This window comes from Faecalibacterium sp. OF04-11AC (assembly GCF_003460645.1).
Classification (GTDB): Bacteria; Bacillota; Clostridia; order Oscillospirales; family Ruminococcaceae; genus Faecalibacterium; species Faecalibacterium prausnitzii_I.
Window position 1 is genome coordinate 34,136 of record NZ_QTVP01000012.1, and the last position, 13,440, is coordinate 47,575.

Sequence of the window (13,440 nt, forward strand, 5' to 3'; positions counted from 1 at the left end):
CTCATACTACAAAAAGCGCCCCCTGCCGTGAGGGGGCGCAGACAGGCTTTTTCAGATCAGGCCTGCTCCACTTCCACTTGAATTTTGAACGAAGCCACCACACCGACATGCAGGCGGACTTTGGCGTTGAAAACGCCCGCGTCCTTGATGTCCTTGGTTTCCAGCTCGATCTTCTTTTTATCAATGGCGGTGCCGGCCAGTTCGGAGAGGGCTGCCGCCACTTCTTTGCCGGTGACCTTACCGTGCAGGCGGCCGGAAGCGCCGCCCTTGGCCTTGATCGTCACGGTCTTGCCGTTGATCTTCGCAGCCACTGCCTGAGCAGCGGCCACGTTCTCTGCCTCATGGAAGTCCGCAGCCTCTTCCTTGCCGCGGGCAATATTCACCGCGCTGGCATCGGCCACAGCCGCCAGCTTGCGCGGGAACAGAAAGTTGCGGGCGTAGCCGTCGGAGACCTCATGGATCTCGTCCTTTTTGCCAATGCCCTTGACGTCCTGCTTCAGAATCACTTTCATGATGTTATCCCTCACTTCTCACCGGAGAACCGGTGCAGTTTTGTAACTCTAGTATACCGCAATTGCAATTATTCGGCAAGCTCTTTCTCCGCGACGCTCAGGGCCACCTCAATGACCTTGTCCATATCGTAGTATTTGTACTCGCCCAGGCGGCCGCCGAAGATGACCCCCGGCTCCGCATCGGCCAGCTGCTTGTAGGCAGCATACAAAGCGCCGTTCTTCTCATCATTGACGGGGTAGTACGGCTCGTCGCCCTTTTTCCACTCAGCACTGTACTCCCGGCTGATAACGGTCTTGGGCTGGGTGCCAAACTCAAAGTGCTTGTGCTCAATGATGCGGGTGTAGGGGGTCTCGGCGTCGGTGTAGTTCACCACGGCGTTGCCTGATAGTTGTCGGTGTCCAGCACCTCCGTCTCAAAGCGGACGCTGCGGTACTGCAAAGCACCCAGCTTGTAATCAAAGTAGGCGTCCACCGGGCCCGTGTAGACGATCTTCTCCGCCAGCTTGTCCAGCTCCGCTTTCCGGGCCAGATAATCCACGCCCAGCTCAATCTCCACGCCGTCCAGCATCTTCTCCACCATGGCCGTGTAGCCGCCGTTGGGGATCCCCTGATACAGAGCGTTAAAATAGTTGTCATCGTAGGTAAAACGGACGGGCAGCCGCTTGATGATGAACGCGGGCAGCTCGGTGCAGGGGCGGCCCCACTGTTTACCAGTGTAGCCCTTGATGAGCTTCTCGTAGATGTCGGTGCCCACCAGACTGATGGCCTGTTCCTCGAGGTTCTTCGGCTCGGTGATGCCTGCCTCGGCCCGCTGCTGCTCGATCTTTGCTTTTGCCTCGGCGGGAGTCACCACGCCCCACATCTTATTGAACGTGTTCATGTTGAACGGCAGGTTGTAGATCTCGCCGTGGTAGTTGGCCACCGGGCTGTTGGTATAGCGGTTGAACTCTGCAAACTGGTTCACATACTGCCACACAGCCTTGTTATTGGTGTGGAAAATATGGGCACCGTAGCGGTGGACATGGATGCCCTCCACGCTCTCGGTGTAGATGTTGCCCGCAATGTGGTCCCGCTTATCAATGACGAGGCAGCGCTTGCCTGCCTTTTTGGCCTCATGGGCAAACACCGCGCCGTACAGGCCCGCGCCCACGATGAGATAATCATACTGCTTCATGGCTTGTTATCCTTTTTCTTTGGTTCCGCGTCCGCCTCGGAAGAAGTCTTCTTCTGGGATTCGCGGTATTGGTCGATGGCGGTCTGGATGCGTGCCCGGGCCGCCTCCGGGGTGATATGCTTGAGCTGTGCCGCCGCCATGGTCTGGTGGCCGCCGCCGCCCAGAGACTCCATGATGACCTGCACGTTGACCGCGCCCAGGCTCCGGGCCGAGATGTTCACGCCCGTGCCCACCTGCACCGCCACAAAGCTGGCCTCCACGTTCTGGATGGTCAGCAGGTCGTTGGCGGCCTGCGCAATGGCTACCCGGGCCTCCGGGGGTACTTCCCCGCTCACCGAGACGGCACAGTTTTTGTACATCTGGGCCGCCTCCACAAGGTCGGCCTTGGCGTTGTACTCCACCATGGTCACATCAAACAGCTGGCGCACCCGCTCGGTCTCCGCGCCGTAGCGGCGGAGGGCGGCCGCGGCCTCAAAGGTCCGCACGCCGGTGTGGAGGGTAAAGTCTCTCGTATCCAGCATGATGCCGGCCAGCAGGCCCTCAGCTTCCACCCGGTTGGGCTTGTCATCCCGCTCGCCCACATACTGCAAAAGCTCCGTGACCAGCTCACTGGCAGAGGAGGAGTAGGGCTCGTGGCAGACAAGGGCCGGGTTCTCAATAAAGCCCACGCCCTTGCGGTGGTGGTCGATGACGGCCACCTTGCCGCATTTTTCGAGAATTTCTTTGCTCTCTACCAGATTGACCTGGTATGTATCCACCACGATGCACAGCGTCCGCTTGGAGATGATGGGCAGTGCACCTTTGGGGTCGATGAAATCGTCCTCCTGCCCGGCGGCAACGAGAGCATTGATCAGGCTGGACGCCAGCGTGGCATCCCGGCGGACCGCGATAACGGCCGGCACATCACAAATTTTGCAGATGCGGAGCACACCCTCGGCAGAACCGATGGCGTCCAGGTCACTCATCCGGTGGCCCATGATGACCACATGGTCAGCCTCCTTGATGAGCTTGACCAGCTGGTCGGCCACAATGCGGCTGCGCACCTTACTGCGCTTTTCCACGCCATGGCTGACGCCGCCGTAGAACGTAAAGCCGTCCGGCGTCATCTCAGCGGCCTGGTCGCCGCCGCGGCCCTGGGCCATATCCAGTGCCTGCACAGCCATGTCCTGGGCCTCCCGCAGGTCTTGGCCCCGCGGCCGATGCCGATGGAGAGGGACAGGTTCACACTGGGGTCAAGGGCGCGGATCTTATCCAGCACGTCGTAGCCCCGCTTGGCAAACTGCTCCAGCTGGCGCTCCTCCACCACCGCGATGTAGCGGCCGCTGGCCACTCGGCGCAAAAAGCCCGTGCCCCGGCCGATCATCTCTTCCAGCACCCGGTTGATGCCCTCCAGCAGGCGGGCGCGCTCGCTGTCCAGCATGTCGCTGAACACATCGTCGTAGCCATCCACCAGAAAGACGAGGTAACCCGGGCGGCTGGCTTTATACTCCGCCTCCACCCGGCGCAGGGCGGTCTCCTCATTGAAGACCACCAGCGTCATCGTTTCAGCATCGCCGGGCACGGTGGAGCTGTGGGCAGACCACACGCCATCGGCCAGGGTCAGCTGCTGGCCCTCCTGGGTGCGGGCCTGCTGCAGGTCCAGCCCGGGGATGACTTTCTGCACCCGGCTCACCAGCAGGTCCTGCCCGCCCAGCATCCGCTGGCGGAACTGGTCATTGTACCAGAGCACGGTTTCCCCCGAGAGGAGGACCACCGGCTGGGAGAGGGGTTCCAGGCTGAATTTTGTTTTCGATTTTGTAAAGTCGCCGCCACAGACCCAGCGTGCCAGCTGGCTGCGGAGGCGGTAGCGGAACAGGCCCATGCCAATGCACCAGGCCGCTGCCAGCACCACCAGTACCGGCCAGATGGCTGGGCGCTGCACCAGCAATACCAGCATCAGCAGGACACACAGAATCGCCAGACAGGCGGTGAGCATCTCCAAAGTCCATCTTGGTTTTTGTTTCATCAGATCATATGCCTCCTGGCGGGCCTGCTCCTGCACAGCAGGGCCCGGTCGATCAGACCTCCATCAAAATGGGGAGGATCATGGGGCTGCGCTTGGTACGGCGATAGATATAGCTGCTCAGCGCCTCGCGCACACGGGTCTTGACGCTGTTCCAATCCCGCACATGCTCTTCCACGCAGCGGTCCAGCGCCGATTCCACAATGCTCTGGGCACCGTCCATCAGGCTCTCGTTCTCCCGCACATAGACAAAGCCGCGGCTGACGAGGTCGGGGCCAGCCAGTACCTGGCCCGTCTTGCTGTCCACAGTGGCCACGATGATGACGAGGCCGTCCTCGGAGAGGTGCTTGCGGTCCCGCAGGACCACATTGCCCACGTCACCCACGCCCAGTCCGTCCACCATGACGGCACCGGCGGTGACAGGCTCGCCCAGCTTGATCTCATCCCGGCTGAGGATGACGTTGGAGCCATTCTCCGCGATCAGGATGTTGCTGGTGGGGATGCCCAGGCTGGCGGCGGTCATGGCGTGCTTTTTGAGCTGCTTGTACTCGCCGTGCACGGGCAGGAAATACTTGGGTTTGGTCAGGGTGAGCATCAGCTTCTGCTCCTCCTGGCAGGCGTGGCCGGAAACGTGGACATCGTACATGCCCTCGTAGATGACCTCCGCGCCCAGCAGCAGCAGGCCGTTGACGATCTTGGTCACGCTCTTCTCGTTGCCGGGGATGGGCTTGGCCGAGATGATGATGAAATCGCCGGGGCCCACCCGCACCTGACGGTGGCTGCAGGAGGCCATGCGGGAGAGGGCGCTCAGGGGCTCGCCCTGGCTGCCCGTGGTCACCAGCACCACCTGCTCCGGCGGGTACTGGTTGAGCTCATCCACGCTGATGAGAGTCCCCTCCGGGATGTGCATATAGCCCAGCTCCTGGGCCATGGCCGTGTTGTTGACCATGCTGCGGCCGCTGAACGCCACCTTGCGGCCATCCTCCACAGCCAGATCAATGATCTGCTGCACGCGGTAAATGTTGGAGGCGAACGTCGCAATGATGATGCGCTTGTTCTGGGCGCGGGCAAACAGGCTGCGCACACCTGCCGCCACTTTCTGCTCCGTGGCCGTAAAGCCCGGGCGCTCCGCGTTGGTGGAATCGCTCAGCAGGGCCAGCACGCCTTTCTGGCCGTACTCGGAGAGCGTGGTCAGGTCGGTGGGGCCGCAGGCCAGCGGGGTGTAATCGACCTTGAAGTCGCCCGTCTGGATGATGGTGCCCGCCGGGCTGTCGATGGCAAAGGCCACCGAGTCCGGGATGGAGTGGTTGACATGGATGGGCTCCACCGTGAAGCAGCCCAGCTTGATCTTCTGCTTGGGCACGATCTCCACAAACTTGGTCTTGCCGGCCAGGCCGAACTCCTCCAGCTTGTTCTTGATGAGGCCGCAGGTCAGGCGGGTGCCGTAGATGGGCAGATCAAATTTCTGCAGCAGATACGGGATGCTGCCGATGTGGTCCTCATGGCCGTGGGTGATGAGCAGGCCCTTGATCTTCTCCTTATTCTGTACCACGAACGTGAAATCGGGGATGACCATGTCCACGCCGAACATATCACTGTCCGGGAAGACGAGGCCGCAGTCCACAATGATCATATCGCCGCAGCACTCGTACACGGTCATGTTCTTGCCCACTTCCCCCAGGCCGCCCAGCGGATAGATGTGGATGGGCACAGCGGCCTCCTTGGGCTGCTGCGGGCGGCGGGGACGCCGCGAATAATAGGGGCGGCGGGTGCGGGGGCGCTTCTCGCCGCTGTTGTCACTGGCCCGGTTCTGGGCGGGCGCGGGGTTCTGTTCTTTAACCTGTGCCATTCGTACCTCCAAAAAACAAATCGCAGAACACGGCCCACCCCCACCCGGGAGCGGCCGTCTTTTCTGCACAGGGAAGCATAAAATAAGCATCTGCTTCCGTTGGATGCATCCGTATAGAATTTATCCTGTCAGCGCCTTTTTTAAAGCCTGCTGGTGGTTCCGAAACAAGCTCTCTGCCTTTCCAGTCCATCTGTTCGATGCGACCGCGGCACTTATCCGGGAACGCCGTGAGCGCGCACTTACAGCGCGCCCCTATACGCATTTCGTTGCCATCAGTATAGTATTTCTCAGCGTTTTTGTCAATTCCAAGGTTTGGCAGGCCGGGCGGGGTCTATGCACTTTCCTCTTGACAGAACGTGTAAAATGGCTCTAAATAGAAGCAGTAAAAATTTACACACCGGGAGAAACGCATGAAACAGGTTGAAATTTACACCGACGGCGCGTGCAGCGGCAACCCCGGCCCCGGCGGCTGGGGCGCGGTGCTGCGGTATCGGTTCAATGGCAAAGTGTACGAAAAAGAGCTCAGCGGCGGCGACGCCAGCACCACCAACAACCGGATGGAGCTGACGGCCTTTATCGAGGCCCTGCGCCAGCTCAAGGAGCCGTGCGAAGTACGCCTGTGCTCCGACAGCCAGTATGTTATCAACGGGTTGGAAAAAGGCTGGGCCAAGGGCTGGAAGCGCCGGGGCTGGAAAAAATCCGATGGCTCCCCTGCCCTGAACCCGGACCTCTGGGAGCAGGCACTGGAGCAGGAAGCACGGCACAAACTCACATACGTCTGGGTCAAGGGCCACGCGGGCCACCCGGAAAACGAACGCTGCGACCAGCTGGCCGTGGCACAGAGCCAGGCACATGGCGGGAGGCAGGGACGATGAGCGACACTTTTTTGCCCGGCAGCGGGTTTGATACCTACGAGCAGCAGGACAAAGTGCTGGTAGGCCTGGGCGGCGGCACGGCAGCCAAAGTAGCCGTCCGTATTTTGCAGCAGCAGGGCTTTGCGGTAGCGGGTGCCGTCGTGAAGCTCTCTGCCGAAGAAGAGCCTCTGGTGCAGTCCGCAAAAGAGGCCGCAAAGGCCCTTGGCATCGAGTGTGCCACCCTCAACGCCGAGGCGCTGGCCGCACAGGGAGCCACCCCTGTGGACGCCCGCCTCTCTGCCCTGCTGACGGCGGCAGACAAACTGGGCATCCAGTACATCGCCACCGGGCACTTTGCCCAGGTGGAGACCGGGGCCGACGGCATCAGCCATATCTACCCGCCGGAAGACCCTGCCCAGGACGAGAGCGATGCTCTTGCCGCCCTGCCGCAGGATATCCTGGCCCGGCTCATCTTGCCGCTGGGGTCCTTCACCCCGGAGGATGTGCAGGAGATGGCCGCGGATTTTAACGTTTGACGCACACAAAAAGGCTCTGGGTCTTGCGATCCAGAGCCTCTTCTTTTTATTATTTATTAAATGATCACACGGACTGCTGCGGGTGGACGATATCACGCCAATCCAGGTCGCCGCGCTCCAGGCCGTGGATGAGCACCTCAGCGGTGGCGATGTTGGTGGCCATGGGGATGTTGTGCACATCGCACAGGCGCAGCAGGGTCATCTCATTGGGCTCGCTGGGCTTTGCATTGATGGGGTCGCGGAAGAACAGCAGCAGATCCACCTCATTGCAGGCAATGCGGGACGCGATCTGCTGGTCACCGCCCTGAACCCCTGCCAGGAAACGCTGCACCTGCAGGCCCGTGGCCTCTGCGATCATCTTGCCAGTCGTCCCGGTGGCCACCAATTTATGCTGGCTCAAAATCCGGCAGTACGCCGTACAGAACTGAACCATCAGCTCCTTTTTGGAGTCATGCGCAATCAGTGCAATCGTCATCGGTCAACCTCTCCTTTTACCTCTCCCAGCTCTATTTTCTCTCTAGGGCATCGTATTGCATATATCATAGTATCACAGTTTCCGTCATTTTACAACTGTTTTTTGGGCATTTCCGCTGGTTTTTCTGGTTTTTCCACCAAATCCGCGTTACAGCGCCTTATGCCGCCGGAGCCGCCGCGGGTTCCGGCACGGGAGCCGTCTCCCCTGCCGTGTCCGTCTCATCGGCTGCGGCGTCGCCGTCCACAGCCTCTGTCTTCGGATCGTCTACCGCCGGGTCGGCGGTCTCGGGTTCGTCCACCGTCAGGGTGCCGTTCTGCATGGCGAAGTAGGCGTCAAAAATATCCGCCACCAGCTGGCCGGTACGGGCACCGGCACCGCCGTATTCCACCACGATGCCAATGGCGATCCGCGGGTCTTCCACCGGGCCATAGGCGATCATCGTCGCGTTGGTGTAATGCTTGCGGGTGCTGCCGGCGTAGTAGCTCTCACTGCGCTGGGGACTGCCCGTTTTGCAGGCGATGGTGTAGGGATAGCTTGCCAGTGCCGGGATGGTCTGGGCCACGCCCACCATGCCCTGCTGCACCAGGTCAAAGGTATCGCCCCGGTCTTCGATGACATCCATGATCTCCGGCTGGGTCTCCTGCAGGATTTTGCCCGTGTTGGTGTCCAGGATGGACTTGACAAAGTGGGTACGGTAGCGGGTGCCCCGGTTGGCGATGGTGCCCGCATAGGTAGCCAGCTGCACCGGCGTGATGACCGTGTTGCCCTGGCCGATGGCGGCCTGCACTTCCAGCGAGGCCGTGTAGTTGGAGTCGTTTTTCGTGGTCAGGCGGCCCAGTGCCTCGCTGACCTCCACGCCCGTGCGCTGGCCCAGGCCCAGCTTATAGGCATAAGCGTCGTAGACGTCACTGGTCATCCGGCGGCCCACATCGTAGAAGAAGATGTTGCAGCTCCATTTGATGGCCGTGATGACGTCGATGTTGCCCGAGTGGCCGTGGCGGGTGCACTTGGGGTGGTAATCCTGGAAGTAGTTGTACACGCCGTTGCAGTATACCGTGGAATACCGGTTGATGACGCCGGTGTCCAGCGCGGCAACGGCCACCGAGGCTTATAGGTCGAGCCCGGGGTGTACAGGCCCTGCAGCGCCCGGTTGAACAGCGGCATCCCGGGGTCGGCGCTGTACTCGCTGTACTGGGTGGCGTAGAGGTTCTGGTCAAAGCTGGGGTAGTTGGCGGAGGCCAGCACGCTGCCGTCCTTGACATCCAGCACCACCACCGCGCCTGCATTGGCCCGGGCACCATCGGTGCCGTAGGCCCGGCTGATCATATCAATGTTTTTGCCCAGCGCCTGCTCCACCGCTTTCTGGAAATCGCTGTTGACGGTGAGCTGGACGGTGTGGCCCGGCTCCGGCACCGTGGTCATGGCCGTGCTGACGATGACGCCATCCGAGTTGCGGGTGATGGTCTCCACACCATCCTTGCCCCGCAGCTCGTCCTCATAGGCCGATTCCAGGCCCGAGATGCCGATGACATCGTTCATATTGTAGCCTTTATCCCGCAGCGGATAGGTGGTCTGGCCGTTTTCATCGGTCACTTTCCACTTTTCCGCCGTGATCTTGCCCACCCGGCCCAGCACATGGGGCAGCACCGTGCTCTGCTCATAGCTGCGGGTGGAGGTCTCCACGATCTCCACGCCAGGCAGGGAGAGGCTGTTTTCCTTGATGGTGGCCACGGTCACATCGCTGACGTTTTCGGCCATGACAAAGTTGTTGACGTTGGAGAACGCCTGCTGCTGCATCTCATAGTGGATGCCGCCCAGCACCCGCTGCCAGTGGAGGGAGTAGGCGCTGAGGTCATAGTCCTCCACCAGTTTTTCCATCACGTCATCGGCAGTGGCATACTGCTGCAGGCCCAGGCCCTCTTTCATGTTGGCAAGGCTCTTCTGGTCGCTGGTGCTGTCCTCCGCAGCCGTAAACGTATAGTGGCCGTTGGCATCCGGCTCGCTGATGAGGAGGGAGTCGTTCCAGCTCTCGCCGTTCTGCCCCAGCAGCTCCACGATCCGCTGCAGCATGGCGTCCAGATCCTCGCCGCCCATCAGCAGCTTGCTGAGCACCACATTGTAGCTGGTGGTGCTGGCCGCGATCCGTTTTCCCTCGCTGTCCACGATGTCGCCGCGGGCCGCCGTGACCGTAAAATTATAGTCCGTGGTGTTGGTGGCGCGGGCTTTGAAGCTGTCGCCGTTGACCAGCTGCAGAAAGATCAGCCGGAACACATACAGCCCCACGATGACCGCCGCAAAGGCGATGAGCAGCCGCATCCGGCGCATAACGGTCTTGTGTTCGTCCAAATTCATCTGGTTTCCTCCCGGCGGGGCAGGCTGCGGAGCCGCAGCACTCAGACCACGCCGTTGTCGATCTTGAATTCAATGCTGATCTTCCGCGCCGCCCAATAGATGGGCAGGCTGACCGGGATGCTCAGCACCGCGCTGGGGAGCACGAACCACAAGAAGCGGTTCCACGCCCCACTGTAGCCCGGCATGTAATAGAAGAACAGCCAGTCGCAGGCCAGCACCAGCACCGCGCACCCCGCCGCGATGAGCAAAAAGTTCTGGGCGGTGTCCTTGAGGTAGAGCTGCACCACGGCGGAGACGGCAAAGCTGAGGATCATCAGCTCCAGTGCCAGCATCCCCACGGTTCGGCCCGCCGTGTAGTCCCACATCAGGCCGCAGACCGCGCCGAAAATCGCCCCGGCAAACTCCCCTTCAAACACGGAGACCGCCAGTGCCAGCGGCAGCAGGTAAAGCGGCTTTGCCGCCCCCAGCTGAAACAGCCCAGGCATGGTCTGCAAAACCGTACACAGCAGCATCAGCAGCGTATAGCAGACCCATTTGAAGATCTGGCTGCTTTTGCGCTTGCGGCGTGATTCCATAGACAGGCTCCTCCTATCAGTAATTGGTAATGATAAACACATGCTTGACGGTGCGAGGGTCCGCGCCGGGCTTAATCACCGCGATGGTGGATTTGCCGCTGGCTTCCGGCACCAGCTCCTGCACCACGCCCACCAGCACATCCGGCGGGAACACGCCGCCCAAGCCGGTGGTGATGACCTGATCGTTGGCCTTGGTCAGAGTCCCGCGGGAGAGGTTGGAGAGGATGCACAGGCCCTCGGCGGCGTAATCCGCGCTGCCCGTGATGATGCCGTTGTCCCGGGTGCGGGACACCACGCCCGCCGCGTTGAAGCTGGGGTGCAAAATCGTCATGACCTTGCAGCTGGTCAGGTCTACTTCCGTCACCACGCCCAACAGATAGCCCTCGTCGCTGGTGATGGCGTCGTTGGCCTCCACCCCGTCCAGGCTGCCCTTATCCAGCGTGAAGCCGTAGAACGAATCCAGCGGGTCCCGCCCGATGACGAACGACGAGACATAGCTCATCTCCGGGTGCTGCTCCTGAATGTTGGTCAAGGCCTTGTAGGCCTCGTTTTCCGCTTTGAGCTTGTCGTAATCCACCATCTGGCCGCGCAGCTCGGCGTTTTCCGTGGTAAGCTTCTCGTTCTCTTCCAGAATGGCGTCGATGTTGGTGTACTTCTCCCACAGGGAGGAAACGCCATTGCTCACCGCCGCCGCCGCCCGCTGGAACGGGGCCACCGCCACGCTCAAAATCTCCTGCGGGGCGGCCGTCAGGCGGCCATTGGCACCGGCATAGGCCATGATGGCCGCCAGAAACACCGCGATGCCCACGAGGATCTTAAATTTCCAGGTATCGAAAAAATCTTTCAAGGGAGCTTCCTCCGATTGCAAAAAAGCGCGGACAGCCGGAGCCATCCGCGCGCTTTATCACATGTGTGCGCCGTCGGTATCCAGCACATCGTGCAGGACATCCACATGGTCGAGCACCGCGCCGGCGCCCTTGGCCACGCAGTCCAGCGGGTCTTCCGCCACATGGACGTCAATGCCCGTCTCACTCTGGATCAGCTGGTCCAGGCCGCGCAGCAGAGCGCCGCCGCCCGTCAGGGTGATGCCGTGGTCGATGATATCGGCACTCAGTTCCGGCGGGGTGCGCTCCAGCGTCTCCTTGATGGCGCTGGTGATCTTGACCAGGCACTCCAGCAGCGCTTCCCGCACATCCTCGGAGTGGACCACGATGTTCTTGGGCAGGCCGTCCACCAGATTGCGGCCCTTGATCTCCATGGTCATCTCGGGGTCCATGGGGTAGGCGGAACCGATCTCGATCTTGATCTGCTCCGCGGTACGCTCACCGATGAGCAGGTTGTACTTCCGCTTGATGAACGCGATGATGGCCTGGTCGAACATATCACCGGCCATCCGGACGCTGCGGGAAGCCACGATGCCGCCCAGCGAGATCACGGCGATCTCCGCCGTGCCGCCGCCGATGTCCACGATCATGCTGCCGGTGGGCTCGCTGATGGGCAGGCCCGCACCGATGGCGGCAGCCATAGGCTCCTCGATCACGGAGACCTGACGGGCACCGGCTTTCAGGGTCGCCTCACGCACGGCGCGGCGCTCCACCTCGGTCACGCCCGAGGGGATGCAGATGACCACGCGGGGGCGGGAGAACATGCTGTTGCCGCAGGCCTTTTTCAGGAAGTTTTCCAGCATATTGGCCGTGATGTCAAAATCCGCAATGACGCCGTCTTTCAGGGGGCGGACCGCCACGATGCTGCCGGGGGTACGGCCGATGACCGCCTTGGCCTCACCGCCCACGCAGCGCACCTCGTCGGTCTTGGTGTCCACCGCCACAACGGACGGTTCCCGCATGATAATGCCTTTTCCTTTCATGTAAACCAGGGTATTGGCAGTACCCAGGTCGATCCCTACATCTTTTGAAAACAAACTCATACTGAAGCTCTCTCCTTAAATTCTTTCCAGTTCTATTCCCAAAACGCACGGCAGACCGGGCGAGATTCCGTCCGGCTGTCCATCGCAGAATAACACGCTACTATTATAGCCGCAAGACGCTGTTTTCTCAAGCGTTTTGTCAAGTTTTTTCGGCAATTTTTCATTTTCAGTGCATCAAAATTGCTCGATGAGCCGGACAGTGCGGCTGACGGGGAGGCCCATAATGGTGTAATAATCGCCCTCGATGCGGTCCAGCCAGAGGGCTGCCCGGCCCTGAATGGCGTAGGCTCCGGCCTTATCGTAGGGCTCTTTTGTGGCCGTGTACCGCTCAATTTCTTCCTCGGAGATGGGGAAGAACGTCACGCGGCAGCTGTCCACAAAGCTCTTGGTCCGTACGCCGTCCGAGACGCAGACGCCCGTGTGGACCTGGTGGGTGGCACCGGACAGTGCCCGGAGCATCCGTTTGGCGTCCTCCACACTGTGGGGCTTGCCGAAGACTTCCCCGTTCACATCCACCACGGTATCGCACCCCAGTACCAGATCCCCCGGGTGTCGGGCAGACACGGCCAGACACTTGCCCCGGGCCAGCTTTTCCACCAGCCGGGCAGGGGTATCGGCCGTGACGGCGCTCTCGTCAAAATCGCTGACATGGATTTCAAAATCCGTCGTGTACAGGCTCAAAAGCTCTTTCCGGCGGGGGCTGCCGGAAGCTAAAATCAGTTTTTTCATTCTATCGTTCACTTCCCCGTCGAGCCAAAGCCGCCCTCGCCGCGGGTGGTATCGCCCAGCTCCTGCACCGGAGCAAAGGCGGCGGTGTACACCGGCGCGATACAGAGCTGCGCCACCCGCTCGCCGGGCTGGATCGTATAGGGCTCCTTGCCCAGGTTGACCATGGGCACTTTCAGCTCGCCCCGATAATCGCTGTCAATGACGCCAACGCCGTTGGCCATGCACAGGCCATGCTTGATGGACAGGCCGCTGCGGGCATAGACCAGCGCCACCGTATGGGCACCGGGCAGCTCAATGGCAAGGCCGGTGGGCACCAGTGCCCGCTCCATGGGGGCCAGTGTCAGGGGCTCGTCCAGCACGGCACACAGGTCGGCAGCAGCAGAGCCGGGGGTTGCATAAGCGGGCACCTTCGCCCGGGGGTCCAATACTTTATAGTTTACAGTGATGGGTTCCAT

13 protein-coding genes and 2 pseudogenes are annotated in these 13,440 nt (G+C 61.1%); 2 read left to right on the plus strand and 13 right to left on the minus strand.

Translation table 11 applies throughout. The features are described from left to right. Positions 1-56 precede the first annotated feature (56 nt). The 5 genes and pseudogenes from rplI to DXA70_RS07725 all read right to left on the minus strand — a co-directional run bounded on the left by rplI (position 57) and on the right by DXA70_RS07725 (position 5,537). Positions 57-512, minus strand: coding sequence for a 50S ribosomal protein L9 (rplI, locus tag DXA70_RS07710; protein ID WP_022257668.1), 456 nt, complete (start codon positions 510-512; stop codon positions 57-59). A 68-nt stretch (positions 513-580) separates the two neighbouring features. After that, positions 581-1,686 (minus strand): annotated as a pseudogene (gene glf, locus DXA70_RS07715) (UDP-galactopyranose mutase). Beyond that, positions 1,683-2,849 carry a DHH family phosphoesterase gene (locus tag DXA70_RS14365; RefSeq protein WP_243001220.1) on the minus strand — a complete coding sequence of 389 codons (1,167 nt, stop codon included), beginning with the start codon at positions 2,847-2,849 and terminating at the stop codon, positions 1,683-1,685. The pseudogene glf and the gene DXA70_RS14365 overlap by 4 nt, the downstream one beginning before the upstream one ends. Continuing rightward, positions 2,789-3,691 (minus strand): hypothetical protein, encoded by a 903-nt coding sequence (locus DXA70_RS14370; protein ID WP_243001221.1) that lies wholly within the window; start codon positions 3,689-3,691, stop codon positions 2,789-2,791. The genes DXA70_RS14365 and DXA70_RS14370 overlap by 61 nt, the downstream gene beginning before the upstream one ends. A gap of 52 nt (positions 3,692-3,743) precedes the next feature. Further along, positions 3,744-5,537 carry a ribonuclease J gene (locus tag DXA70_RS07725; RefSeq protein WP_128118126.1) on the minus strand — a complete coding sequence of 598 codons (1,794 nt, stop codon included), beginning with the start codon at positions 5,535-5,537 and terminating at the stop codon, positions 3,744-3,746. Between the two features lie 410 nt (positions 5,538-5,947). On the opposite strand from DXA70_RS07725, the gene rnhA reads away from it, so the two are divergent. Both rnhA and DXA70_RS07735 read left to right on the plus strand, forming a co-directional pair. Next, positions 5,948-6,412, plus strand: a complete 465-nt coding sequence (gene rnhA, locus DXA70_RS07730; protein ID WP_022257664.1) for a ribonuclease HI — start codon at positions 5,948-5,950, stop codon at positions 6,410-6,412. Further along, positions 6,409-6,927, plus strand: a complete 519-nt coding sequence (locus tag DXA70_RS07735; protein ID WP_128118127.1) for a hypothetical protein — start codon at positions 6,409-6,411, stop codon at positions 6,925-6,927. The genes rnhA and DXA70_RS07735 overlap by 4 nt, the downstream gene beginning before the upstream one ends. A 64-nt stretch (positions 6,928-6,991) precedes the next feature. On the opposite strand, the gene mgsA is transcribed toward DXA70_RS07735, so the two are convergent. From mgsA to dut, 8 genes and pseudogenes are all read right to left on the minus strand, one after another. Then, complete coding sequence (gene mgsA, locus DXA70_RS07740) at positions 6,992-7,402, minus strand: methylglyoxal synthase (protein WP_022257662.1); 411 nt, start codon at positions 7,400-7,402, stop codon at positions 6,992-6,994. A gap of 157 nt (positions 7,403-7,559) precedes the next feature. Then, on the minus strand, positions 7,560-8,504 hold the full coding sequence (locus DXA70_RS15070) for a penicillin-binding transpeptidase domain-containing protein (protein WP_278321321.1): 945 nt from the start codon (positions 8,502-8,504) through the stop codon (positions 7,560-7,562). 62 nt (positions 8,505-8,566) lie between these two features. Further along, positions 8,567-9,754, minus strand: a pseudogene (locus DXA70_RS15075) (peptidase); the annotation flags it as partial. 41 nt (positions 9,755-9,795) lie between these two features. Then, positions 9,796-10,329, minus strand: a complete 534-nt coding sequence (gene mreD, locus DXA70_RS07750; protein WP_128118128.1) for a rod shape-determining protein MreD — start codon at positions 10,327-10,329, stop codon at positions 9,796-9,798. 16 nt (positions 10,330-10,345) lie between these two features. Next, positions 10,346-11,176, minus strand: coding sequence for a rod shape-determining protein MreC (gene mreC, locus DXA70_RS07755; RefSeq protein WP_243001222.1), 831 nt, complete (start codon positions 11,174-11,176; stop codon positions 10,346-10,348). Between the two features lie 57 nt (positions 11,177-11,233). Further along, positions 11,234-12,256, minus strand: coding sequence for a rod shape-determining protein (locus DXA70_RS07760; RefSeq protein WP_022257658.1), 1,023 nt, complete (start codon positions 12,254-12,256; stop codon positions 11,234-11,236). Between the two features lie 174 nt (positions 12,257-12,430). Continuing rightward, positions 12,431-12,985 (minus strand): Maf family protein, encoded by a 555-nt coding sequence (locus DXA70_RS07765; protein ID WP_128118130.1) that lies wholly within the window; start codon positions 12,983-12,985, stop codon positions 12,431-12,433. 8 nt (positions 12,986-12,993) lie between these two features. Further along, positions 12,994-13,440, minus strand: coding sequence for a dUTP diphosphatase (gene dut, locus DXA70_RS07770; protein ID WP_022257656.1), 447 nt, complete (start codon positions 13,438-13,440; stop codon positions 12,994-12,996).